Annotated in this window: 14 protein-coding genes; 6 read left to right on the top strand and 8 right to left on the bottom strand. The window is 59.3% G+C overall.

From position 1 onward, the window contains the following. Window positions 1-11: 11 nt before the first annotated feature. The 7 genes from ACW9E7_RS20820 to ACW9E7_RS20790 all read right to left on the bottom strand — a co-directional run bounded on the left by ACW9E7_RS20820 (window position 12) and on the right by ACW9E7_RS20790 (window position 17,524). Window positions 12-242 carry a hypothetical protein gene (locus tag ACW9E7_RS20820; RefSeq protein ID WP_047651828.1) on the bottom strand — a complete coding sequence of 77 codons (231 nt, stop codon included), beginning with the start codon at window positions 240-242 and terminating at the stop codon, window positions 12-14. Beyond that, the gene (locus tag ACW9E7_RS20815; protein WP_458728301.1) at window positions 239-12,382 is read right to left on the bottom strand and encodes a hemagglutinin repeat-containing protein; all 12,144 of its coding nucleotides are present in this window, start codon (window positions 12,380-12,382) and stop codon (window positions 239-241) included. The genes ACW9E7_RS20820 and ACW9E7_RS20815 overlap by 4 nt, the downstream gene beginning before the upstream one ends. 14 nt (window positions 12,383-12,396) lie before the next feature. Beyond that, window positions 12,397-14,094 (bottom strand): ShlB/FhaC/HecB family hemolysin secretion/activation protein, encoded by a 1,698-nt coding sequence (locus tag ACW9E7_RS20810; protein ID WP_458728411.1) that lies wholly within the window; start codon window positions 14,092-14,094, stop codon window positions 12,397-12,399. 182 nt (window positions 14,095-14,276) lie between these two features. After that, a complete protein-coding gene (locus ACW9E7_RS20805; RefSeq protein WP_458728300.1) occupies window positions 14,277-15,230 on the bottom strand; it encodes a GlxA family transcriptional regulator in 954 nt (317 codons plus the stop codon). Window positions 15,231-15,256: 26 nt separating this feature from the next. Next, the gene (locus ACW9E7_RS20800; protein ID WP_458728299.1) at window positions 15,257-16,036 is read right to left on the bottom strand and encodes an MBL fold metallo-hydrolase; all 780 of its coding nucleotides are present in this window, start codon (window positions 16,034-16,036) and stop codon (window positions 15,257-15,259) included. A gap of 121 nt (window positions 16,037-16,157) precedes the next feature. Further along, window positions 16,158-16,958: a lipoprotein NlpA gene (gene nlpA / locus ACW9E7_RS20795; RefSeq protein ID WP_115876736.1), complete on the bottom strand. Its 801-nt coding sequence runs from the start codon at window positions 16,956-16,958 to the stop codon at window positions 16,158-16,160. Between the two features lie 146 nt (window positions 16,959-17,104). Next, window positions 17,105-17,524 carry a GNAT family N-acetyltransferase gene (locus tag ACW9E7_RS20790; protein WP_115876737.1) on the bottom strand — a complete coding sequence of 140 codons (420 nt, stop codon included), beginning with the start codon at window positions 17,522-17,524 and terminating at the stop codon, window positions 17,105-17,107. 141 nt (window positions 17,525-17,665) lie between these two features. Here ACW9E7_RS20790 and ACW9E7_RS20785 point away from each other — a divergent pair, with 141 nt between their 5' ends. Beyond that, window positions 17,666-17,962 (top strand): YicS family protein, encoded by a 297-nt coding sequence (locus ACW9E7_RS20785; protein ID WP_115876738.1) that lies wholly within the window; start codon window positions 17,666-17,668, stop codon window positions 17,960-17,962. A gap of 48 nt (window positions 17,963-18,010) precedes the next feature. Here the strand turns inward: ACW9E7_RS20785 and ACW9E7_RS20780 are convergent, their stop codons facing one another. Continuing rightward, window positions 18,011-18,961 carry a LacI family DNA-binding transcriptional regulator gene (locus ACW9E7_RS20780; protein ID WP_115876739.1) on the bottom strand — a complete coding sequence of 317 codons (951 nt, stop codon included), beginning with the start codon at window positions 18,959-18,961 and terminating at the stop codon, window positions 18,011-18,013. Between the two features lie 293 nt (window positions 18,962-19,254). On the opposite strand from ACW9E7_RS20780, the gene ACW9E7_RS20775 reads away from it, so the two are divergent. The 5 genes from ACW9E7_RS20775 to ACW9E7_RS20755 all read left to right on the top strand — a co-directional run bounded on the left by ACW9E7_RS20775 (window position 19,255) and on the right by ACW9E7_RS20755 (window position 24,126). Further along, a complete protein-coding gene (locus ACW9E7_RS20775) occupies window positions 19,255-19,569 on the top strand; it encodes a PTS sugar transporter subunit IIB (protein ID WP_032644367.1) in 315 nt (104 codons plus the stop codon). Between the two features lie 11 nt (window positions 19,570-19,580). Further along, the gene (locus tag ACW9E7_RS20770; RefSeq protein ID WP_023309840.1) at window positions 19,581-20,906 is read left to right on the top strand and encodes a PTS sugar transporter subunit IIC; all 1,326 of its coding nucleotides are present in this window, start codon (window positions 19,581-19,583) and stop codon (window positions 20,904-20,906) included. A 17-nt stretch (window positions 20,907-20,923) separates the two neighbouring features. After that, window positions 20,924-22,300, top strand: coding sequence for a glycoside hydrolase family 1 protein (locus ACW9E7_RS20765; protein WP_458728298.1), 1,377 nt, complete (start codon window positions 20,924-20,926; stop codon window positions 22,298-22,300). Window positions 22,301-22,305: 5 nt separating this feature from the next. After that, a complete protein-coding gene (locus ACW9E7_RS20760) occupies window positions 22,306-22,608 on the top strand; it encodes a PTS lactose/cellobiose transporter subunit IIA (RefSeq protein ID WP_029741865.1) in 303 nt (100 codons plus the stop codon). Window positions 22,609-22,746: 138 nt separating this feature from the next. After that, entirely contained in the window at window positions 22,747-24,126 is a 1,380-nt protein-coding gene (locus ACW9E7_RS20755) for a carbohydrate porin (RefSeq protein ID WP_111964264.1), read from the top strand. The last annotated feature ends 57 nt before the right edge of the window (window positions 24,127-24,183 follow it).

Raw genomic sequence — 24,183 nt, 5'->3', positions numbered from 1 at the left:
AAATGAAATTTTCATTTTTTCTCTTTCACCTGCAGGGACTGCCCCCCTCCAATGATGAACCCTGCGCCTACAGAGATTTTGAGCGCAGTAATCAAGTCGCTCCACTTGAAATCAAAATCATTAAGGAAGAGATACGAGGCCGCTGCAATTAGCAGACGGCCTGCAGCCATAGTGATAAAGAGACCTGACATCCAGAGTAATACCAGTAATAAGAAAAGTTTTAGTCGCGGATTAATCATCATTTATTGCTACTCTGGTTTTTTTGTAGTTTTTCAGTTAAAGCTTGGGCGTAGCTACCAATAAATTCGGAACCAACAGCTTCGGTAATAGTACTAGTATATTTTGGCAAAGAATATTGCGGGAAGTAATTTTGCAATTTCTCATATCCCTTACCTATTCCCGCCCCCGCTAAAGTTCCAAATCCTGCGCCAACAGTTGGAGCAAGCGGATCTTTCCCTTGCAACACAGCCCCCGCATAAGCACCAGCCATACTCGCACCTTCTGTAAACCAGAACCCACGACCTTGTGTTAATCCACTAACCCCTGTTGCTATAAGTGCGTCGGTTACGCTGAAGGGTTCATTAGTGTTTAATTGAGACCACACATTTGCTGTGCCACCAATCATTCCAGAAGCCACGACGGATCCTGCCGTTGCCGCTCCAGGTAATAGTGCTGGAGCAACTACACTTGACATACCCGCACCCCATGCTTTAACCAGCCCGGTAGCGGGTTGCTGATTTTCAGGCAAGTCTCCTTTTGCCAGCTTATTCATCATGGCCTGCTTTTCATCCGCAGATGCACCTTTGGCTTCCGCATAATTGTTCAATGAGCCTGCAGAAGTCATATATTTGGCCAGACCATCAGGTAGAGGGAAAGAATTGGCATTATTCTCAGCCGCATTCTTCCCGCTTTGTGCACCCGTTGCTGTCGAGACCGTCTTATTCCCCGCAATTCCTCCAGCCATCCCCGCCGATATTGATGCCAAAGTAATGACCGTCTGCTTTTGATCTTCGCTCAGTTTCGACAGGTCTTTAACATCCGGATAGAGCAGGCTGGCTATAGCATGCGCAGCTAGCTCGCCCGTTGCCGCCCCTGCAGCTCCCGCAGCGGCGCTGTTACCCTGAAGAGCCGCCACCGCGCCGCCCAGAATTGCGTGCGCAACGGTATTGACGGTTGGATCGCCTTCGGTTGCTTTAAGCAGATGCGCCAGCTCAGGCGCCGACGCGCCTGCCAAGGCACCCGCAATATTACCGCCCGCCAGGCCCTGAAGTGCCGCCGTTGCCGCCTGAATACCGCGCTGAATATCGCTGCCTGTACCGTACTTCTCCATTGCCGTCTGGCCAGCCTGATTCACGATTTGCTTATCACTTGGGTTAGCATTACCTTCCGATTTCAGCTTCTCTTTGGCCGCCTTCAGCGCCTCTGGATCGGTCATGGCATTCCGTGCCGCTATCGCTCCCTGTGTCCGCGCGATATCCGCCGCCTGGCTGCCGATATCACTGATAAGCCCGACTGCTTTCAGGCGATTTTGCTCTTTCTCCTTGTCGAAGATTGGGCTGATGTTGTCATTAGCATGTTCGGTATCGCGGCTCAGGTTTGCCACATCCTGCTTCTGATTATCCCGATCGCGAACGATAATGGTGCCGTCAGCCACCGCTGCCTGGGTGGTACCTTCCGCATGACCGCTGTGGCTTGCGCCTGAAATCATGCCGCCCGGCATTTTGCCTTTAAACGTATCGCCAAAACTACCGCTCCCACTGAGGCTCACACCCGTATGGCTGACCTTATAATCCGCCTCGTTGTGAAGGTCGCTAAAGCCCAGCGTTCCCGTGTCCAACGAATTTTTGTCAGCTGTCGCCGTGGAGGCAATAGCCGCGCCATCCAGCTGCGTATGACGGCCAACCGTGACGTCAAATCCACCATTACCGGCAAACAACCCCGTCTGCTCTTGAACGGAGTCGTACGTGCTCTTCATCTTGTCCTGACTGGCACTGATGTAACCGGAGCCAGTCATACTGCCGAAGGTGAAGCTGCCGCCCGCCGCTAAGCTGGTCTGCTTAGATTTGTAATCATTATTGTCCTGCTGACTACTCACCAAAAGATCGCGGCCAATATCAGCGACAATCTTCTCACCGTTGACCTGCGCCCCGTTCAGAATGGCATCTCTACCGCTGGTCATGGAGACCGTGCCGCCGCTGTCCAGCGTGGTTTCGGTCCAGGCGGTGCCGTTACCTTTTTCATTACCTTTTGACGCATTCACATTGGCGAAGACACTGATCCCCATCCCGCCGCTGCCGCCCCCAATACTTACGCCCAAACCACCACCACTGCTGCTGTTTTTGCCGGTGGTTTTCTGCGTGTTGGCCGCTCCCGTCAGCAGGATGTCGTTTTCAGCATTCAGCGCGGCGTCACCGCCCGCTTTCAGCTGACTACCGCCGATCAGGATATCGCCACTATTCGCACTCTTACCTTTGCCCGTGGCGGTAATGGAAAGATCGTTTCCGGCATTGATCGTGCTGCCCGCTACCGTGTCGCTCTCGGCATGCTGCTGAGATTTCGATTTCTGGCTAGTCAGAGAGAGGCTGACACCAAATCCGTTCGCCGGATCGCCAGTCTGCTGGGCAACAACCGCTCCCTGCGCTGCCTGTACGCCCGAAAGTGTCGCTTTCGTTGCCTGCAGGGCAGCCAGACGTCCATCACTTTCTTTAGACGCCTCCTGTGCAGTGGTAACAGCGCTGTTGATTGCGCTACCCACTACGCCAGACAGAGCCACCGTCAGGCCACTGGATTTTTGTTCAAACTTCTCATCGCGGGCGCGTTTGTCATGACCCGGCTCGATCACCACGCTGTCACCGGTGAGCGCCATATTTTTGCCAGCCACCAGGTCCGCGCCGCCCACATGCAGCTGATTACCGGCGGCGATATCAACGCTCCCCCCCGTCGAACCCACCGTACTGAAGCTCTGACTCTGGGTGGTACCCTTCTCACGGAGATCGTGCGTGCTTTTGCTGCTGCCGATGGTGAAGCCAATCCCGCCCGAGCCCATCAGACCGGATTTTTTCTCTTCCTTAAAGCGCCAGGAGGTATCGCTGTTCGTGGCCGCCACGATATCGACGTTGTTGCCTGCCTTGAGCTTCACGTCGCCATCGCCCGCGATGGCGGAGCCTGACACCAACAGGTTATTGCCCGCAACCACCTGCACGTTGTCGCCGCTCAGCAAAGAGCCGGATTCACGCGTCGCGCTGTTCTCCTCGATGGTGTGGGTGGTTTTCTTGCTCAGGAACCCTTTTTTGGTTTTGGTCTGCTCTTTGTAGTGATAGTCGCTTTCGGTTGCGGTATTGAGATTGACGTCTCGGCCTGCCGCCACGCCGATATCGCCCTTCGCCGTCACCTGCGCGGCTTCGGTGGTGACATCGCGCCCGGCGAGGATTTGGGTATTCGCCCCGCTGGCGATCTCGGTTCCCTGCTGACGTACGGACTCGTTGATGACGGTTTTCTTGCCTGACCTATAGCTGTCGCCCTGCGTGGTCTCTTCCGCAGCCAGATTCACGTCGCGACCCGCCTGCAGCCCGACGCTTTTCTCCGCCGCCAGCGCGGCGGCCTGAGCGTTGATATCCTGCCCGGCCTTCAGGACCAGGTTATCGCCTGCGGAAATCGTGGTGCGGTCAAGCCCGGTGCTGTGGGACTCGCTTTTCCCTTTACGGCTGCTTTCGCTGGTTTGCTCTGCGTTCAGGTTCAGGTCGTTGCCCGCGCTCAGCCCCGCGCTGCCGCCCGCCTTCAGGTCGCTGGCGGTCACGTCAAGATTGTGCCCGGCATTCACCAGCAGGTTACCGCCCGCGGTGACGTTACTGCCCTGATACGTGACGGACGAACGGCTGGTTTTCGCCCGGCTGGAGCTGTACGCGTCGTTGATCTGGTTCGCGTTGACGGCAATATCGCCCCACGCGTTCAGCAGCATATCGCCGCCGGAGGCCAGGTTCGCCCCGGTAACGGTGATGTTTTTTCCCGCCTCAAGGGACAGACCATCCTGCGCGGTAATCGATGCCGTGTTGCCCAGCAGGGTGTCTTTCAGGCCGATGTTGCCATACTTCCCGCCGGCGTTGATATCAATCTGCTCAACCTGAGTCAGGTTGTTGATGCTGCCGTCCAGGCTCTCCAGCGCGACCGTTTTGCCGCTGATGGTGGAGCTGATGTTATTGATATCGCCGATGGCGCTCAGGTTCAGGTCACCGCCCGCTTTCATCAGGCCGTTGCTGAGGTTGCTGATGCTGTTCTGGCTGTCGAGCGTCAGGCTGTTTTTCGCCAGCAGCGAGCTGCCGCCGTTGGTGATGCTGCCGCCCTTCAGGGTGACGTTGTTGCCCGCGATCACGCTGCCGTTGTTGACGGTGACGTCCTTCGGCGACAGGTAGAGTTTCGGCACCATCACCGTTTCGCCGTTGACGGTGGCTTTCTCCCACCACAGCAGGCTGTGGTCGAGCGCGGCAATCTGATCGGCGGTCAGCGAGACGCCAAACTGCAGGCCCAGCGACTGCTGCGCCGCCGCGGCGTTGTCCATCAGGTAGCGCATCTGATCCAGATCGGAGCCGATACCGTTCAGGTAACGGTTACCGGTCTGGTTGAGCACCACGTTGGAAACGTAGCGGGTATCGAACGCCGCATCGCCGAGGAAGCGGTAATCGTAGTCCGGGTTCAGGTTGAGGCGGCCCAGCATGTAAGACGAGCCGAGGAACTGCTTCTCGTCCGTAAACGCCAGCCGCGTCTCCTGCGGCGCAGTGGACGACGGTTTGATCCCGAGCATCGCGTTCAGGTCGGCAAACAGGGCGGGATCAAGCTGTCCGAGACCGTTCAGTTTCGGGTTGATGCCGATCAGGTACGGGCTTTTCGGGTTGTCGGAGAAGACAAAATAGCCGTTGTTGCCCGACGGCAGCGGGTAAGCGCTGGTATCGACGCGCTGGCCCTGATAGTGCCCGACGGCGCCGCCCTGAGCGGTTCGGAGATCGGCGGTGGTGACCCCGGCGTTCGCCAGCGCGCCCAACTGGCCGAGGTTCGCGTTGCCTTTCTGCGTGGTGCCAATGTTGCTGAGAGGCGTGCCGGACGCGCCGCCGTTTTCCAGCGCGCCGCCGCCGTTAAGCTGCTGCAGCGCACCCTGGAGCCGATCGTTCCACTGCGGCGAGTTCACCGCCACGGTGCCGGTAGCGTTCAGCCCCTGTTTTTGCACGCCGCTGCCGATGGTCTGGTTGCTGAGGGTGTTCAGCGACGGGGTGGAGATAACGTTGCTGACGCCGCCCGCGTTAGCGGTGGTATTAGTGTTGCTGATGTTGCTGGTGAAGTTTGCGGTGACGTTGCCGCCCGCCTGGATGACGGCGCGAATAATAGCGCCTCCTTCATCCTGCACCCGCTCCTGACCAGTCAGCGTGTAGAGTGCACCACCCGCGCCAACATAAGAGGATGAGTAAACCAGATAGTCTGTATAACCACCAGACTGATAGCTATTGTTATTAAGCACGTTTCCACTTAACGCGACATTACTATTTGCCAGAATGTTACTTGCATTGTTATCTAGCGTAGCGGCGTTTATGTTCAGGTTTTTACCTGAAGCAATACGACCTGCCGCACTATTCCCTGAAATGTCCATCGTTGTACGGGAGATAGCAAAACGCTGAGTTTTTCCTGTGTCGGTAAGTTTGTAGGATTTCCTGTAAAAAGGTTCATCCATAGTACATGCGCCCGTAGGCCCGCAACTGCCAACCCATACGTCAGTACGGGTATAAACTATGTCGTAATTGAGTTTTGGCATGTCATCCAGAGATATCTGATATGATGCCGTTCCGACGTAAGCAGGATTGGTCAAAGTTTGCGTATTACCGCTCGACTCCATATCATCTCGTTCATTCAGCAAATGCCCCGTTCCGATCGCAATATCCCCACCCTGCGTCTCAATATTCCCCGACGTGTTCACCACCTGGCTGTTCGCATTCCCCGTCGCATCCCGCTGCATCCACAGGTTGTTTCCCGCCATGATGTCGCCGCGCCGGTTGGTGATGCTGTCGGCAAACAGCGCCAGGTTATTCGCCGCGTACATCAGCGCGGTGTTGACGATGGCGCCCGGCGCGCTGAGGGTCAGCGAGCCGCGCGTGCCGGTGAAGCCGTCGACGGTAATATTGCTCCGGCTGGCCACGGTGATGTCGCCCCCGCCCTGCACCGAGCCCGCGGCGTTCAGCGCCACGCTGCTGCCGGAGAGCGTGCTGGTGCCGCTGCCGGTGGTGATTTGTCCGTTGTTGCTGAGCTGCCCGCCCGCGTTCAGGCTGACCGCCTGCCCCTGCAGCACGCTGCGGTTATCGATGTCGCCGCCGCTGCTGATGGTCAGGGTTCGGCCTGCCGCCACGGCGGTCCGGCTGGTAAACGCGTTCGTCAGCTGCAGCGTTAAGTCCCCCAGGGACACCAGCTGGCCGGTCAGGTCCAGCCCCCGGCTCTGCAGCCACAGGTTGCCGCCGCTCAGCAGCCTGCCGCCCGCGCTCTGGGTTACCTGGTTGGCATTAATGTTCAGCTGCGCGTTGCCGAGCAGCGTGCCGCTGTTGTTCAGCTGGCCGTAGTTAACCGTCAGCTGCCCCGCCTGGGTGGTGCCCTGGCTGGCGAAACTGGTGCCGGTCAGCGTGGCCCGGTCGGCCACCCACGTGCCGCCGTTGGTGGCGTTTGCCGCATTGAGTATCAGGTCGGTGGCCTGCAGCCAGCCGGTGCCGGTGAACTGCGGCGTGCCGAGCGTCAGGCGCGCGCCGGAGAGCAGCCTGCCGTCGTTACGCGCCTGCGAGGAGGCTGTCACGCGCGTCTCGCCGCCACCCTGGATCAGGCCGTAGTTAAACAGCGCGGGCGTGGTCAGCGTCAGCGCATCGCGGCTGACGATTTCGCCTCCGCTGCTGTTGGTCAGCGTCCCGCTGAGGGCCAGCGTCGCGCCGTTATCGCCCTGCAGACGTCCGCCGTTAGTGAGCGCCCCGGTGGTGATGCCGAGCGTGCCCCCCTGCATTTTGCCGTCGCTGGTGACGGAGGCCGCCGTGACGTTCAGCGCCCCGCCGGAGAGCAGGGTGCCGGTCGACTGCTGGCTGACCGCGCCGGTCTGGCTGAGGGTCAGGCCATTCACGCCGCTGATGGCGCCGCTGTTGCTGAGCGTGCCGCCCGTCAGCGTCAGGTTTTTCGCCGCCCACTGCCCCTGGTTCGCCAGCGTGGCGGCCTGCAGCGTCGCCGCACCCAGCGCGGTGATCTTACTGCCCGCGGTTCCGGTGAGCGTGTCGGCCAGCGTCATCTGCAGCCCGTCGGCGCTCTGCACCGTGCCGCTGTTGGTGAGCGACTGCGCGTTAAGCAGGATGTTCTGCGCCTGCCAGCTGCCGGCGTTGGTCACCGCGCCGGACGCAATCGTCAGCGCGCCCTGAGTGAGAAGCCTGCCGCCTGCGCCGTTAATCAGCGCCTGCTGCGGCGCGGCCATCGCCATGCGCGCCATCAGCCGCTGCTCCCCCTGAACGGTCAGGCTCTGCAGGCCGGTCAGCGTGCCCTGGTTGTTAATGCTGTCCTGGTGCAGCGCGAGGGTGTTCCCCTGCACGGTGCCGCTGTTTTTAAGCGTGCTGCCGCCGAGCGTCACATCCCCCTCGCTGAGGAGCTGCCCGCGGTTATCCAGCGTCTGTGCGGTGATATCCGCCCGCCCCTGGCTCATCAGCGAGCCGGCTGAGGTCAGCGTGCCGCCGGTCGTGGCCGTCAGCGCTCCCTGGCTGAGCAGGGACCCGCCGTGCGTCCAGTCGCTGGCGCGGATGTCCGCGCCGTTCCCCTGCAGCGTGCCCTGGGTGGTCAGCTGGCCTGCATCCAGCGTCAGCATGCCGCCGGAGAGGGTGCGCGAGGCCGCGCCCGTGGTCAGCGCGGTGCCGGTGAGCGCCAGGCCGTTCGTTCCCTGCATCAGCCCGCCGTTGTTCATCTCGCGGGCGGTGAGGGACAGCGTACCGCCCGTGATGCGCCCCGGGTTCGCCAGGGTATCCGCGGTGAAGGCGGTCGTGCCGCCGCTCTGCAGCAGCCCGGTATTGGTTAACGCCCCGCCGAGCGTGCCGCTGAGTCCCGTCTGCCCGTTCACCGTGCCGCTGTTGGTGAGGGTGGTGCCGGTCATGCCCAGCGTCGCGCCCTGCAGCGTACCGGCGTTCGTCAGCTCTCCCCCCGTCAGCGTGAAGCCGCCGCCGGAGAGCCATTTGCCGTTCTGCTCGTTGATAAAGCGGTCAGCGGCGGCGTTAACCGCGCTGCTGCCCTGCATCAGGCCACTGTTGCGCAGCTCCGTCGCGCCAGCTGTCAGCGTTTTGCCCGCCACCGTGCCGCTGCTGGTCAGCGTCGTCGCGTGAAGCGCGGCATCTCCGGTGGCAACGATGTTCCCCGTGCTGGTCAGGGCACTGCTCAGGCCCAAATCCAGGCTCTGCGCCTGAATATCGCCCCGGTTCGTCAGGTCGCTGCCCCGCAGGGTAAACCCGCCGTTCACCAGCAGCAGGCCGGCGTTATCGAGCGTGTCGAGGGACAGGTCCAGAGAACTGCCGCTAATCAGCTGCCCGGTGGCGCCGTTGCTCAGCGCGCGGGTGGTCAGCGCCAGCGTGTCGTTGCCCTGCAGCATGCCGGTGTTGGTCAGCTGCGCGGCGTTCACCGTCAGCGCCTTCCCGGCCAGCTGGCCGTCGCTGAACAGCTGCGCCGCCGTCAGCGTGAACAGGTTCTGGCTGAGCAGGGCGCCGGTGTTATCCAGCCTGCCGGTCGCGGAAAGCGTCAGGGCGTCCAGCGCCTGAACGCTGCCCTGGTTATTCAGGCTCCCGGCGTCAAGCGTCGCGCTGCGCCCCTGCAGGCTGCCCGCGTTGCTCAGCGTTTGTCCGCTGAGCGTCAGGGTCTCGCCGCCCGTCACCTGGCCCTGAGGCTGGTTCGTGAAGGTATTCCCGGACCAGGCCAGCGTGCTGCTGCCCTGAAGCAGGCCGCTGTTCTGCAGGTCGCCCCGCAGGGTCAGCACTTTCGCCAGCAGCTGGCCCCGGTTATCGGTCCTGCCGGCCTGGACGTCCAGCGCCTGCTGGCTGAGCACCTTGCCGCTGTTGGTCAGCGTGCCGGTCACCGCCGCCGTCACGCCCGCTTCCCCCAGCGCGTTGCCTGTATTCATCCACTCGCCGGTGGCCAGGTTCAGGGTGTTGCCCTGCAGCAGCCCGGCGTTGTTCAGGGTGGTGTGGTGCAGGCCGAGCGCGCCGCCGGAGAGCAGCATGCCCGCCTGCTGGTTGCTGAGCTGTGTCCCGGTCGCCGTGAGGGAGTGTGTCCCCTGCAGCGTGCCGCCGTTGGTCACCGACGCGCTGTTAAACTGCGCGTCGGTACCGGCCATCAGGCCGCCGTTCGTCAGGCTGGCGGCGGTCAGCGTCAGGCCGTCCCGGGCAATCACCCGCCCGTCGGCATCGTTGCTGGCCTGGCGGGTCAGGTTCAGCAGCAGCGCGGTGGCGCTGAGCTCGCCGCTGTTGGCCAGCGTTTCACCGTTAAGCGTGAGCGTTCCGCCGCTGCGCAGCGCGCCCCGGTTAGTGAGGTCTGCCACGCCGAGCGTCAGGGCCGCGTCCCCCCCGACGGTGCCCTGGTTTTGCAGGCTGTTCGCCGTGATGTGCAGGTCGCTGGCCGCAATATTGCCCGCGTTAGCAAACGCAGTGCCGTTCAGGGTGAGCCGGTCGTCCGCCAGCAGGCGTCCGGTATCGGTGTTGGTCAGGCTGAGGTAGTCGCTGCTCAGGCTGACGCCGTTGATTTCACCCTGGTTTGTCAGCGTGTCGCCTTTAATGCGCAGCGTGCCGTCGGTAGTGATAAGCCCGCTGTTGGCCAGCGCCGGAACGTTCAGCGTTAAATCCTGCGCGCTGTAGACCGACCCGCCGGCGAGGTTCGTGAGCGACCCGGTCTTCAGGTCGAGCAGGATGGTTCCCTGCAGCAGCCCGCCGTTCTCCACCGAGGCACCGTCCAGCGCCAGCGTACCGGCAATCAGCGTACCGCTGCTGGTGATGCGCCCGGGGGCCGTCAGGGTCATGCGGTCCGCTTTTGCGACGCCGGAGTGAAGGATGTTATTTCCGCTGAGGCTGAGGGTACCGGCGGTGAGCTCGCCGCCGCTGGTCAGGTCGCCGGTTGCGTTAAAACTCAGCGCGTTACCGGTGGATTTCCCGGCGTGCGCAAGGGTGCCCGCCGTCACCGACAGAGCGCCTTTCGCCGCCTGCGTGCCGTTCAGCGCGGCATTCTGCGCCTGCAGGGTAAGCCCCTGCCCGCTCTGCAGGTGCGCATCCTGGCCGGTGGTCAGGTCGCCGGTGCTGACGACGGTTAAGGCCCCCGCCGCGTCCGTCTGCCCGTTCAGGCTGGCGCTGCGGGTCGCGGTAATCTGTACGTTACCCTGACTGGTGGTGCGGGACGCCTGACCGCTGGTCAGGGTGCCGGCCTGCGCCGTCAGCGCCGTCGCGCCGGACAGGGTGCCGTTCTGCTCAAGCGCGTCTGCCGTCACGCTCATCGCCCCGTCAGCCAGCAGGCTGCCGCTGTTACGCAGGGCCTGCTGCACCGTGACGTTCGCGTTGCCTTTCGCGCTGAGCGTGCCCCGCTGCTCCAGGGTACCGGCGCTCAGCGCCAGGTTGCCGGCGCTCTGCAGGGTACCGCTGTTAGTGACCGTCTGCCCCTTCAGGGTGACGTCGTTACCCTGCGCCGTGCCGCCGTTCGTCAGCTCTCCCGCGTTCACGTCCAGGCGGCCTTTCGCCGCCAGCTGGCCGCTGCTGGACACCCTGTTGCCGGAGAGCGCAATGTCGCGCCCCGCATTCACCTGCCCCTGATTACTGACGGCGCTGCCCGTCAGGCGGACATCGCCCGCGGCATCGGCCCGGCTCTGCTCGTCCAGGACTATTTGCCCGCCGCTCAGGGCCAGATTTTCTCCTGCCGAGACCGCGCTGGCCGTGGAGGACAGCGTGCCGCCGCTGCTGAGCGTCGCGCGGGTATCGCTCCCGCTGCGGGTATTCGTCAGGGTGATATCCTTCCCGGCCGCCACGCTGAGCGCGCCTTTGCTGGTGACGCTGCCGCCGCGCTGCGTCAGGCTGCCACCGGTGGACAGCGTGGTGTCGGCCTGACCCGTCAGCGTCGCATCCGCAAGCGCCATTCCCTGTTTGCTCGTGACGGTCAGCGCCCCGCCCTGTGCCGACACGCCGCCGCCGTTGACGGTCAGGGTGTCTTTACTGTCCAGCGTCGCCGCGCCGCGGGAGACCAGGGAGGTATTGCTGAGCGTCATCCCCTGCCCGCTGCTCACCGACAGCGCGCCCGCGCTGTTTGTCCCGCCGCCCGTCGTCTGCACTTTCCCCGCAGCGGAAAGGCGCATATCGCCCTGGCTGGCGAGCGTGCTGTTACTGAGCTCCACATCCCGCGAGCTGGCCACGCTCAGCGCCCCCCCGGCCTGATGGCTGCCGCTGAGGGCCACCCCCGCGCCGTTCGCGGTAATCGAGCCGCTGGCCAGGCTGTTCGTGACCGTCAGTTTCCCGCCCGCGTCCAGCTGAATATCGCCCTGGCGCGCGGTGAGGTTGCCGAGGTTCACCCCCACGCCCGTCTCGCTGGAGACCAGGCGGATACGGTTGGCATACATCCCGCCGAGCGCGCCGGTATCCACGGCCACCACGGGCGCGGCGCCCTCACCGGCAACCGGCCTGACGCTGCCGTCTGCCCCCACGCGGTTCGCCCCTGCCGTCACCGTCAGGTCGTTCGCGTGTATCGCGGCGTTCACTTCCGTCGCGCGCGCAATAATCGACAGCGCGTCGCTCTTGCTGGCATCCAGCCCCTGGCCTTCAACCGTGATGGCCCCTTTCGTCACCTCCAGCGCCAGCAGGTTACCGCTGGCGTCGAACTGCGGTTTCCCCGTGGTCAGGGTGACGTTCGGGGTGTTGATAAATCCGCACCCGTTACAGGTAATGCCGTACGGGTTGGCCACCATGACGTTTGCTGCTTTACCGGCAACTTCCGTGTAGCCCTGCAGCTGCGAGCGGCTGGCGCCCGTGACTTCGTTGATGATGCCTTTCGCTTCCCGCCCGGCCTGCAGGTTGGGGTTGTTCTGGATAAGCCCGCCCAGCTGGGTCTGGGTTAAACGGTCCGTACCGTTGTTGAGGATAAGCCCCTCTTTGCCGACGTTATACTCACCGAACTGGTTATGCGAGATACCCGCCCCGTTGGGCGTGGCGATGTTGACGACCGGCACCCCGTTCCCCGCCCGATCGACCGTGGTCTGCCCGGTCGGCGTGAGCGCCGCCGCGACGGCAGGCGCCATCGGCTGCCAGACCATCAGGCCGCAGACAATCCAGCTGATCAGACGCTGTGAGAAACGAACGGGTGGGTGACGGGTATCCATAGTCGTAGAGTCTCTTAAAGCATGAAGGCAATGCGCCAGTTAACGCTCACATGATCCGGGCCGAGCCAGTCGGGGTAGTGCAGGGGCGTACCGACCGAAATCTGGCTGCTGTACCAGCGCCCTGCGCTGCTCAGCCCCACCGAGCCTCCCCATAACGTGCCGGAGGCAAAGCGGTCCTGACGGTCTTTTTCCAGCCAGCCGCCGTCAACGGCGACCGTTGCGCTCACCGCGCCAATCACCGGAAGGGTGAAGAGGGAGTACCCCAGCTCGTTACGCCAGTAGCCGCCGTTATCCCCGGACAGGTACTGCTCTTTAAAACCGCGCACGGAGCTTTCGCCGCCGAGCGTCAGGCGCTCAGAGCCGTACAGCCGGTCGGGCGACCACTGGCCGTAGGCGCTGGTCAGCCACCAGGCGTTACGGGCGACAGGACGCTGGAAGCTGGCGTTCAGACTCCATTTGCGGAATTCCGCACGCGGCATATCCCCGGACTTATCTTCGTCGGTTTCGGCACTGAACCACGGCATGCCGTGGCTCCAGGTCGGGTTGAAGGTCGCCACGCCGCCCAGCATTTTTTGCGTGTGCGTAATGCCCAGAACCAGGCTGGAGAGGTTGCGCGTGCTGCTCTGAAGCGGCGCGTCGTTGAGCCAGTTGCGGCTGGAGCGCTGAACCACGCCAGCCGCAATGCCGGTTTTCACCTCCCCGTTGCGGAAGACCACCCAGGACGCGTTAACGCGGTGGGTTTTGGTATCGCCCGTGGAGAGCCAGTTGAAGCCCTGGTTACTGATGGTGGTCCGGTAGTTACTCCAGGCGTAGCTGTAGTCCAGTAATCCGTAGCCAAACGGCACGCTGACGCCCGCCTGGAAGTTCTGCGCATCGTACGCGCTGGCAAAATCGCTGCTGCGCCCGCCGCTGACAAACCATTTATCCGCCAGCCCCAGCATATTATTGGCGGTGAGCACGCCACTCAGCTGATCTTCGCCGGTACTCTTTTGCCCGCTATTATCCAGGCTTACGGATACACTTAAGGGAAATTCCGGTTTTGCCGTGAGATTAACGATGGAATAACCGGCCTGCGTTCCCGGAAGAATTTCAATCTGAACCGGGTCGGTACGCAAACGGTTAATTTGCTCCATGCCCTGTTCGATGTCGCGTAAATTAAGGATGCCGCCCACCCGTCCCGGAAACGCCATTTTCAGCATGTGCGGCGTTTCGCCTTCCAGGCGGATCGCTTCCAGCCGTCCTTCCAGCACCACAATATTCAGCTGACCGACGGAGAGATCCTGCTCGGTAAGAAAAGCGCGGCTGGTGATATATCCCCGGCTGATATACCAGTCAGAAATATGGGCGAGAAGCGCCGTTATTTTCGCCATATCCAGACAGCGGCCCTGCCATGGCGCGACAAGGGTCTGCCGGGTTTTCGGGGAAATGAGGGTCGCACCGGAAAGGGTAATGGTATGAATGGTGAAACAGGGCCCGGAGCCGGTAACAGGCAGCGGTCTGGCGGGCGCGGGGCGAGGAATACTCCGCTCCAGCTCCTCACGCTGTTGCTGGTTCTGTAATAAAAGCTGCTGCTGTTGCTGTTGAATGGAATCGCGATCGGCTGGAGACAAGGGGGCAGCGTTAGCGCTCGCTGAAAAAAGCGCAACCGATAAGATAAAAATAATATAATTTGCTAATGAAATTATTCTCTTTTTTATTTTATTGCTATTCATCCATGCCACAAAATTATTCGCAATTAATATTTTCGAAATATAAGAGCATTCTTAATGCGAGTATATCTAATTTGCGTTAGGGCTCATCAAATAAAATATTTTTTTAGAAAAATGAGAGGTCGATTAAGAAAAAATAATAAATTATTTAACTAAGCCTTAAATCTTGAGTTAGCCAAAATAAACTAGCTGTGAAGACGAAAGGTTTTTCTCCATTCCGCAGGGCTCACCCCAAAACGCGCCTTAAACTGCTGTCGCCAGGTGACGGCGGAATTAAATCCCACCAGCTCAGCCACGCGCTCAATCGGCATATTTCCGGCTTCAAGCAGGACCTGGCTGCGCCGCAGGCGTTCGGCGGTCAGCCAGTCGGCGACGCTCATCCCCGTAGCGTTAACAAAATGGCGGGTCAGGGTGCGGCGGCTCATTGAGACGACCTCCGCCAGCGAGTCCAGACTATGTGGTTCGGTGATGTGCTGCTGAAGATAGTCGATCAGGCAGTTAATGCGTCCGTCGCGGGTATCTTTGGGTACCGGCTGGGCGATGAACTGCGCCTGACCGCCCTCGCGGTGGGGCGGTACAATCATCCGGCGGGCAATCTGGTTGGCGACCACGCTGCCAAAGCGCTGGCGAATGATATACAGGCAGCAGTCCAGTGCGGCGGCAGTCCCGGCAGAGGTAATGATATTGCCGTCATCCACATAAAGGGCATTAATATCCAGTCGAACGTTCGGGAAGAGGGACTGAAACTGACGTTCGAACTCCCAGTGGGTGGCCGCACGCTTACCGTCGAGAAGACCCGCCCAGGCCAGCACAAACGACCCCAGACACAGCCCGACGATTTCTGCGCCGTTGTCTCTCGCCTGCACCAGGCTGTCGAGCAGCGACTGCGGCGGGCGTTCAAGAACGTGCTGCCAGTAGGGAACGACAACAATATCGGCCTGCCCAATGGCGGTAAAATCCTGCGTGGCGTTGAGGGCAAATCCGTCTTTTGAGGTGAGGAACCCCGGCGTTTCAGCGCAGATCGTCACGTTAAAGCGCTTTTCTCCGGAGACCGAGTCGCCAAACAGAATGCAGGGAACGGAGTAGTGGAACGGGCTGAACCCGTCTACCGCGACAATCGCGACGTTGACTAGCGGCATTTGTCTCTCCTTTCCCTTTTAGATACTCAGAATATAACGGTTTCGCCATCCTGGGGAATGCTCACTGCGTCACTCACCTGGTTAGCTTCAACGTACTCACGCAGCGCGCTGCGGGTTAACAGGCAGTGGTTAATGGCTTCCATATGGCTCGCCACAATTTTGGCCTGCGGCAGCAGGAAATGGACGTTGAGCACGTCCTCCTGCCCCATAATAATGGGTCCAAAGCCAATGACGTGAGCATAGCCGGCGTTCAGCACCACCACGTCCGGCTGGTGCTTTTGCAGATCGGCCGCCACTTCGTCACGCCAGACGGTATCCCCGGCAATGTAGAGCGTCTTCTCATCAGGATGGCGGAGCACCACGCCACAGGCCTCGCCCAGCCGCTCCGCCAGTTCGGGCACCGCGTATGCGCGATCGGTACCGTGCTGGCCGCCGTGGGTCTTCGCAATTCGAATCTCGCCGAAAGTGGTCTCGTCGGTCATGACCGTCAGGTTGCTAAACCCCTGGCTGCGCAGCAGCGCGGCGTCACGCTCGTTTTGTACGTAAATGGGTTTGTCTTTGGCGATCAGTTCCGCCGCGGCGCGATCCCAGTGATCGTCATGAGTATGGGTGACGATCACCGCGTCGGCGTCCAGCAGCGTGTTGACGTCAACGGGGAGCTCGACAGTCGGATTACGACGTTCGGCATACGCCGTGCCGGGAAAGCCCGGATAAGCGCCCTTAGGGGCCAGCATCGGGTCGATTAAAAGACGTTTTCCGGCGTAGGTAATCAGCTGGGTGGCGTTGCGAATGTGGGTAATGTTCATGGGCTATCCTCCGGTTGGTGTGATAAGGAGGATAGCCAGCCGTCTCAGCTGACGCTGTGGGTTAAAGGGCGATTACCGATGGAATCGGGCCAATTTAAGCAACCCTTTTTCCATCAGATTGTTACCAGCCCGGCACCGCCCCGCCGTTAAAGATCGTCTCCGCCGCTTTCGCCACTTCAGGCGACTGATACGACTGGATAAATTCCTTCACGTTCTCGGCGTTTTTGTTGTCTTCGCGCGTCACAACGATGTTCACGTACGGCGAGTTTTTGTCTTCGATAAAGACGCTGTCATGCACCGGCGACAGCCCGGTTTGCTGGATATAGGTAGTGCTGATGATGGCGACATCGACTTTAGGGTCGTCCAGCACGCGCGGCAGCTGCGCCCCTTCGAGCTCCATGATTTTCAGCTGTTTAGGGTTGGCGGTAATATCCAGCGCCGTTGGCAGCAGCCCGGTGTCCGGCTTCAGGGTGATGAGCTTCTCTTTTTGCAACAGCAGCAGCGCGCGGCCCAGGTTGGTCGGGTCGTTTGGAATGGCAATGGTCGCCCCGTCCTTCAGATCAGAGACGGATTTGATTTTGCGGGAATAGCCGGCCATCGGGAAAACAAAGGTGTTCGCCACGGCCACCAGCTTGTAGCCATGCGCCTTGTTATCCTCTGCTAGGAACGGGCGATGCTGGAAGACGTTGGCATCCAGTTCCTCCTGGTTGGTGGCATCGTTAGGCAACAGCGAGCCGCTGAAGCCCACCAGCTCCACGTCGAGGCCATATTTCTCTTTCGCCACCTTTTTGGCGACTTCCGCCACGTCCTGCTCGGCGCCGTTGATGACGCCGACTTTAATGTGTTTGGCATCGCTGCCACTTTGATCGCACCCTGCCAGCAACAGGCCAGCCAGTACCAGAGCACCCAATCGACGTTTCACAAGACAGTTCCTTTTGCTGAATGTTGTAATGACTATATCGACAACGAGGCGGTGAAATAAAAACCGAAAAAGAATCAATAAGAAGGATAAGTTATATGCGGGTATAGCCGGGTGGCGCTGCGCTTACCCGGCCTGCGGATTCAGAGCTAAAGGGCTTTCGCCAGGTAATGTCGCTGCATGCCCGGATAAGGATAATCCTGCAAAGACATTTGCAGCTGGTACCCCTGTTTTTCATAGAACGGCCGCGCCTGGAAGCTGGCGGTATCGACCAGCGCGTGCTTGCAGCCTTTGCGTCTGGCTTCCTCTTCGGCCGTTCTGATGAGCTGGCTGCCAACGCCGGATCCGCGCACGGTCTCGTTCACCCAGAGATAGTCGATATTCAGCCAGTCGCCTTTTCGCACACCGATTAACCCGCCCAGCATGGCGCCATTATCGTCACGCACGTAAACGCCAACGTCGCCGCTAAAGGTCGCCATATCCAAAAATTGCGCGTTGTAGGCACGCAGCCCCACGAATAACTCTTCTTTTTCCTGCTGCGTAACCGTATTGGTAATGCTCAGTTGCATGACGTTCTCCCTGTTTTTGTGTGCTGTTTGACTATCTCACAGATACTTTACGGAGAAAATTCATACTTTCGGCTGGCGTCGCTACACTGAATGTAACGATATATTTCATGGGAAGCCTGTGACGTCAAAAGGGGGTTGTTGATGAAAGCTGCACACCTTGTCTGCCTGCTGGTTTGTCTGCTCTTTGCCGCGTTTGTCCATGCTCAGGAAAAGGAGGATCCGGCGAAAGAGGCGCAAATAAAGCAGCAGGTCCTGAAAGATATTAAGAAAACCTGTACGCCACAGAAAAAGCAGAGCGATAAAGCCTGGCAGGAGATGATTTTGTCGTCCGAGGCCAATCAGCTGCTAATCAAAAATGCCATTACCGCCGTGAAGCGCGACAACCTGGATGCCTACTGGGGGGCGATTGGGCAGGTGGATTGTATGGAAGATTATTGAATGCTGCTTGCCGGGTGGCGCTACGCTTACCCGGCCTACAAAATATTTCTAACGCTTACGCACATCCGGAATAATTAAATCTCCGCGCAGCACATACGAGCCCAGCATCTGCGTTTTCTCCGTCAGCCAGCCCACAATGCGCGCCGCCATGGCATCCATGGAATATTCAATCGCCGGGATCACCGGAATACCCGGCAGGTGCAGCGATCCGGCAAGGCTAAAGACCATGATGTCGTCCGGTACCGATTTATTAAACGCCTGCAGCTGCGGGATCACCCGCTGGGCTTCCTGCTCGTCCGCCACCAGCAGCGCGTTGAAGTTCAGCGTGCTGGCGTTATTCAGCAGCTCCTGCAGCGCAACGGACGAAGACGTCGCGTCCATAAAGACCAGGTTGCGATTAAAGGGCAGGAAATTTTTCTCCAGCGCGTGCTTGTAGCCAAGCAGCACCTGGTCGGCAAAACCGCTGCCGTGGGGGTGGATCAGCGCAATCTGGCGACGCCCCTGGCTGGTGAGATAGTTACAGGCAGTTTCTGCGGCAAAAGCGTGATCGAACTGGATGCTGTTGGAATTATCAGACTCCATGCAGTCCACCAGAATGACGTTGTCCATGTCGACGTCCAGCGGGAAACGGGCGCCGATCACCAGGATGTCATCACAAAGCCCGCAGGAAAGTTCTTCAAGGGCGTTCATCACTTCCGCTTTACCGTGCGCGAAACGCAGCAGCAGGTGTTTTTGATGCTGGCTGAGCTGTTTTTCCAGCGCGTACAGATAACCGGTGGTCTGGTTAATATTCTCCTGCGCGCAAATGACCCCAATGCAGCCCGTCGACTGGCTCAGCAGCGACTGGGCAATCACGTTGGGACGATAGTTCAGCTCATCCACAGCTTTCAGAACGGCCTGACGGCTGGCTTCCTTAACGCCACGCGACCCACTCAACACTCGCGAAACCGTGGCTTTAGACACCCCGGCAAGACGTGATACATCATTGATTGTCGACATCTTTTTCCCCTGGCAGGCTTACCTCGCGCCTGCAAATTCCATCACCGCTTCGGCTCACATTATAGCCAGAACGGAGTATATCCGTTTCCGTTTTCCATGGAAACCGATTTTCCGTTTCCACTCAAAATGATGTCAAAACAGCGAAATTATGTGACGCACATCCGGTTAATTAGCCTCATAAGTATTGGATCTTGATGGTTATCACAGTTCTGCTCTTTATAAATGGAAACCGGTTTCCGTATCATGTCCAATCATCCTCGCAATAACTTTTTACATTTAGAGGATGGTTGTCGATGTTCAAGATTATGCTGTGCTGCTCTGCCGGGATGTCCACCAGCCTGCTGGTCAGCAAAATGGTCGATGTCGCGAAAGAACGTGGTTTGCCGGTGAAGATTGATGCGTACGGTGTTTCCGAATTTGATACGCAGTTTCCGCAATACCAGGTTGTCCTTCTCGGACCGCAAGTGAAATACATGTTACAGACACTCTCAGACAAGGCGGCGACGCATGGCATTCCGGTACAGCCCATCGACATGATGGACTACGGCATGCAGCGTGGCGATAAAGTACTGGACTATGCTCTGTCGCTCATCGAAGCGGCACACTAAAAGGTGTTCACATGAGTTCGTTATATCAATCCATGGTCGCGGTGATTGAGCAGTCAATTACCCCGCTGGCCGCGAAGCTCGGCCAGCAAAAGTATGTGATTGCCATCCGCGACGGCTTTACCGCCGCGCTGCCGTTCATGATCATCGGCTCATTTATGCTGGTGTTCATCTTCCCGCCGTTCTCGGCGGATACCACCAACAGCTTCGCCCGCGGCTGGCTGGATTTCTCCCAGACCTACCGCGAGCAGCTGATGCTGCCGTTTAACCTCAGCATGGGCGTGATGACATTCTTCATCTCGGTGGGGATTGGGGCGAGCCTGGGGCGTCAGTTTAATCTCGACCCGGTGATGTCCGGCCTGCTGGCCTTTATGGCCTTCCTGCTGGTCGCCGCGCCGTATGCCGACGGCAAAATCTCGACCCAGTATCTCTCCGGTCAGGGCATCTTCACCGCGCTGATTACCGCGATCTACGCCACCCGCGTTTACGCGTGGCTGAAGCAGAACAACGTGACCATTCGTCTGCCGAAGGAAGTCCCAACCGGTGTGGCGCGCTCGTTTGAGATCCTGATCCCGGTGATGGTGGTGATCGGTACGCTGCACCCGCTGAACCTGTTCATCGAAGCGCAGACCGGAATGATCATCCCGCAGGCGATCATGCATCTGCTGGAGCCGCTGGTGTCCGCGTCTGACTCCCTGCCCGCGATTCTGCTCTCCGTACTGCTGTGCCAGATCTTCTGGTTCGCCGGTATTCACGGCTCGCTGATTGTCACCGGCATCATGAACCCGTTCTGGATGGCTAACCTCTCCGCAAACCAGGCGGCGCTGGCGGCCGGCGCGGCGCTGCCGCACGTTTATCTTCAGGGCTTCTGGGATCACTACCTGCTGATTGGCGGCGTAGGCTCCACCCTGCCGCTGGCGTTCCTGCTGCTGCGCAGCCGCGTTACCCACCTGCGTACCATCGGCAAAATGGGCGTGGTGCCGAGCTTCTTTAACATCAACGAACCGATCCTGTTCGGCGCGCCGATCATCATGAACCCGATGCTGTTTATCCCGTTCGTGTTCGTTCCGCTGGTTAACGCCTGCCTGGCGTACGCGGCAACCAAACTCGGCTGGCTGGCACAGGTTGTGTCATTGACCCCATGGACTACCCCTGCACCGATCGGCGCCTCGTGGGCGGCGAACTGGGCGTTGAGCCCGGTGGTGATGTGCCTGGTCTGTATGGTGATGTCCGCGCTGATGTACCTGCCGTTCCTGCGCGCCTATGAGCGTACGCTCATCAAAAACGAAGAGCAGAAGGCCCAGGCAACCGTCGGTGCCGCTGAGACCGCCAGCAATTAAGTCAAAGAGGAAGAGTCATGAAATACGCATTTCCCGATAACTTCTGGTGGGGCAGCGCAAGCTCCGCTCTCCAGACGGAAGGGGCAAGAGAGGGGGAAACCACGTGGGACTACTGGTTTGCCCGCGAGCCGAACCGTTTTCACAACGGCGTGGGGCCACAGCAGACCTCCACGTTTTATCAGCACTGGAAAACGGACATTCAGCTGTTGAAGCAGCTGAACCACAACAGCTTTCGCACCTCGATTAGCTGGGCGCGCCTGATCCCCGACGGTATCGGTGAAGTGAATCCGGAGGCGGTTGATTTTTATAATCAGGTCATTGACAAGCTGAACGAACAGGGCATCACGCCGTTTATCACTCTGTTCCATTTCGACATGCCGATGGCGATGCAGGAAATTGGCGGCTGGGAAAACCGTGACGTAGTGGACGCGTACGCCCGCTATGCGCAGATTTGCTTCGAGCTGTTCGGCGACCGCGTGCTGCACTGGTTTACCTTCAACGAGCCGATCGTGCCGGTGGAAGGCGGTTATCTGTACGACTTCCACTACCCCAACGTAGTGGATTTCCGCAGGGCGGCCACCGTGGCGTATCACACGGTGCTGGCCCATGCGAAGGCAGTTCAGGCCTACCGCGCCGGGCACTACGCGGGGGAGATCGGCATCGTGTTGAACCTGACGCCGTCGTATCCGCGCTCGCAGAACCCGGCAGACGTGAAGGCGGCGCACGTTGCGGATCTGATGTTTAACCGCAGCTTCCTCGACCCGGTCCTGCGCGGCGAATACCCGGCGGATCTGGTGGCGCTGCTGAAATCTTACGACCAGCTGCCCGCCTGCAAGCCGGAAGACGGTTTCCTGATTGCGGAAGGGAAAATCGACCTGCTCGGCATTAACTACTATCAGCCGCGTCGCGTGAAGTGTCGCGACAGCGCGGTGAACCCGCAGGCGCCGTTTATGCCGGAATGGTTCTTTGATAGCTACGAGATGCCGGGCCGCAAGATGAACCCCTACCGCGGCTGGGAAATCTACGCGCCGGGTATTTACGATATTCTGATTAACCTGCGCGACAATTACGGCAACCCCCGCTGCTTTATTTCTGAAAACGGCATGGGCGTCGAAAACGAGCAACGTTTTATTGAAAATGGCCAGATTAACGATCAATACCGCATCGAGTTTATTTCCGAACATTTAGCCTGGCTGCATAAGGGTATTAGCGAAGGGTGCAATTGTCTTGGTTACCATATGTGGACGTTTATTGATAACTGGTCGTGGTGTAACGCGTATAAAAATCGCTACGGATTTATCCAACTCGATTTAAAGACGCAGCAGCGCACCATTAAGAAAAGCGGGGAGTGGTTTGCCGCCACCGCCTTAAATAATAGCTTTGATAAAGAGTAATGATGATGATCGCACTAGAAGAAGCCGTAATGGAAATTATCGTCAATGCCGGGCAGTCCCGCAGCCTGTGCTTTGAAGCCCTGCACGCCGCGCGTCAGGGAAACATTGATGAAGCCAAAAGCCTGCTGCGCGAAGCCGACGGCTACGCGCGCCAGGCGCACAAGATGCAGACCAAACTGATCGAGCAGGATGCGGGCGAAGGCCGTCAGCCGATGACGTTAATCATGGTTCACGCGCAGGATCACTTAATGAATTCCTTATTAGCGCGTGAATTGTCCGAAGAAATTATTCATTTATATCAGAGATAGCCTATGTCGAAATAAATTAATGTAACACCTCTGTACCTAAAACTAGAAATCCACTTGTTCTGATGATAGCGACATATTCTGTCAGATCGGAGCGGGATGGTTATTGTCTGAATAAAATTAAACTATATTGAGATAACCATGAATACGATTAAAAAACTTCCATTAACCATGGCGGTTATCGCCGCGCTTTGCCCAATTTCCGTGCTCGCACAGGAATTCACGCAGGAACAAATCGACGCCATTGTGGCGAAAGCGGTGGATAAAGCCCTGGCTGAACGTCAGGCCAAAATGGATGCTGCCGTCGCGAAAAAAGCGGACGTGGTGACCGAGCCGCAAAGCGCGGCGCAATCTCCGGATATGGCGATTCCGTTTGGGGTTAAATTTACCGGCTACGCCCGATACGGCGCGCACTTCCAGGCCGCCGATCAGAAATACGTGGCGGTGGACGGTTCATACAACGGCGCGTCCGCCATTGGTCGTCTGGGCAACGAAGGCAACGGCGGGGAATTCCAGCTTTCCAAGGCCTTTAAAGGCGAAAACGGCGCCATCTGGGACATCAACGTGATGATCGACCACTGGGGCGACGAAGTTAACCTGAAAAAAGCCTACGCCGGGGTGACCAACATTATGGCCTCCAACCCGAACGCCTATTTCTGGGCCGGTCGTGACTTCCACCAGCGTCCGCAGCAGGGCATCAACGATTACTTCTGGATGAACCACGACGGCCAGGGCGCCGGGGTGAAGAACTTCGACATCGGCGGCGTGCAGTTTGACGTCGCCGCCGTGGCGGCGGTGGAATCCTGTAGCCCGGAAGTGATGGAAGATGAAGCCAACCCGTCGCGCATCACCTGTACCGGCGGGTCCGGCACGGGCGACAAAGGCAACTACGCCGCGACCTCAAAAATCCACGGCATGAAGCTCGGACCGATCGACATGGAGCTTTACGCCAACTACGGCTTTGACTCCAAAGCGGTGGAGAGCGACGAACGTCTGAACGCGTGGCAGGGCGGCGTGGTGCTGAGCCACACCAACGACAGCGGCGTGAACAAGGTGATTGCCCGCTACTCCGATAATTCGGACAACAGCGTGTTCAACAAAACCGAGGATCTGACCACGGTCTACGCCAGCTTCGAAGGGCTGTACAAATTCACCCAGGCCACGCAGGTGGAGTATATCCTCGCCTTCCACGACTACGACAACAGCCGCGATAAGACCGACAACCGCAAGAACTACAACGCCATCGTGCGTCCGATGCACTGGTGGAACGACGTTCACTCCACCTGGCTGGAAGCAGGCTGGCAGCACGTTGACTACGACAACGGCGGCGACAACAAGGGCTGGAAGCTGACCCTGTCGCAGAACATGTCTATCGCCATGGGGCCAGAGTTCCGTCCGATGCTGCGCTTCTACGTGACCGGCGGCAAAGTGGATAACGCACGCACCGCGCGCGTGAACAACACCAAAGACGAAACGCTCGACGACTTCAACGTCGGCGCGATGTGGGAGGCGTGGTTCTAGTACAGCGCCGTTTGTTTCGCCCGGCGGCGCTGCGCTTGCACGGGCCTACAAGGTTTT

This window comes from Enterobacter sp. H2G27, assembly GCF_054403075.1.
Note: the sequence above shows the minus strand (reverse complement) of the source record. Positions and strands in the feature narration are given on the sequence as shown.

Excerpts from the sequence above, each read along its gene's own strand:
- ACW9E7_RS20820 (WP_047651828.1), bottom strand. The coding sequence starts at position 242 with ATGATGATTAATCCGCGACTAAAACTTTTCTTATTACTGGTATTACTC.
- ACW9E7_RS20815 (WP_458728301.1), bottom strand. The coding sequence starts at position 12,382 with ATGGATACCCGTCACCCACCCGTTCGTTTCTCACAGCGTCTGATCAGC.
- ACW9E7_RS20810 (WP_458728411.1), bottom strand. The coding sequence starts at position 14,094 with ATGAATAGCAATAAAATAAAAAAGAGAATAATTTCATTAGCAAATTAT.
- ACW9E7_RS20805 (WP_458728300.1), bottom strand. The coding sequence starts at position 15,230 with ATGCCGCTAGTCAACGTCGCGATTGTCGCGGTAGACGGGTTCAGCCCG.
- ACW9E7_RS20800 (WP_458728299.1), bottom strand. The coding sequence starts at position 16,036 with ATGAACATTACCCACATTCGCAACGCCACCCAGCTGATTACCTACGCC.
- ACW9E7_RS20790 (WP_115876737.1), bottom strand. The coding sequence starts at position 17,524 with ATGCAACTGAGCATTACCAATACGGTTACGCAGCAGGAAAAAGAAGAG.
- ACW9E7_RS20785 (WP_115876738.1), top strand. The coding sequence starts at position 17,666 with ATGAAAGCTGCACACCTTGTCTGCCTGCTGGTTTGTCTGCTCTTTGCC.
- ACW9E7_RS20780 (WP_115876739.1), bottom strand. The coding sequence starts at position 18,961 with ATGTCGACAATCAATGATGTATCACGTCTTGCCGGGGTGTCTAAAGCC.
- ACW9E7_RS20775 (WP_032644367.1), top strand. The coding sequence starts at position 19,255 with ATGTTCAAGATTATGCTGTGCTGCTCTGCCGGGATGTCCACCAGCCTG.
- ACW9E7_RS20770 (WP_023309840.1), top strand. The coding sequence starts at position 19,581 with ATGAGTTCGTTATATCAATCCATGGTCGCGGTGATTGAGCAGTCAATT.
- ACW9E7_RS20765 (WP_458728298.1), top strand. The coding sequence starts at position 20,924 with ATGAAATACGCATTTCCCGATAACTTCTGGTGGGGCAGCGCAAGCTCC.
- ACW9E7_RS20760 (WP_029741865.1), top strand. The coding sequence starts at position 22,306 with ATGATCGCACTAGAAGAAGCCGTAATGGAAATTATCGTCAATGCCGGG.
- ACW9E7_RS20755 (WP_111964264.1), top strand. The coding sequence starts at position 22,747 with ATGAATACGATTAAAAAACTTCCATTAACCATGGCGGTTATCGCCGCG.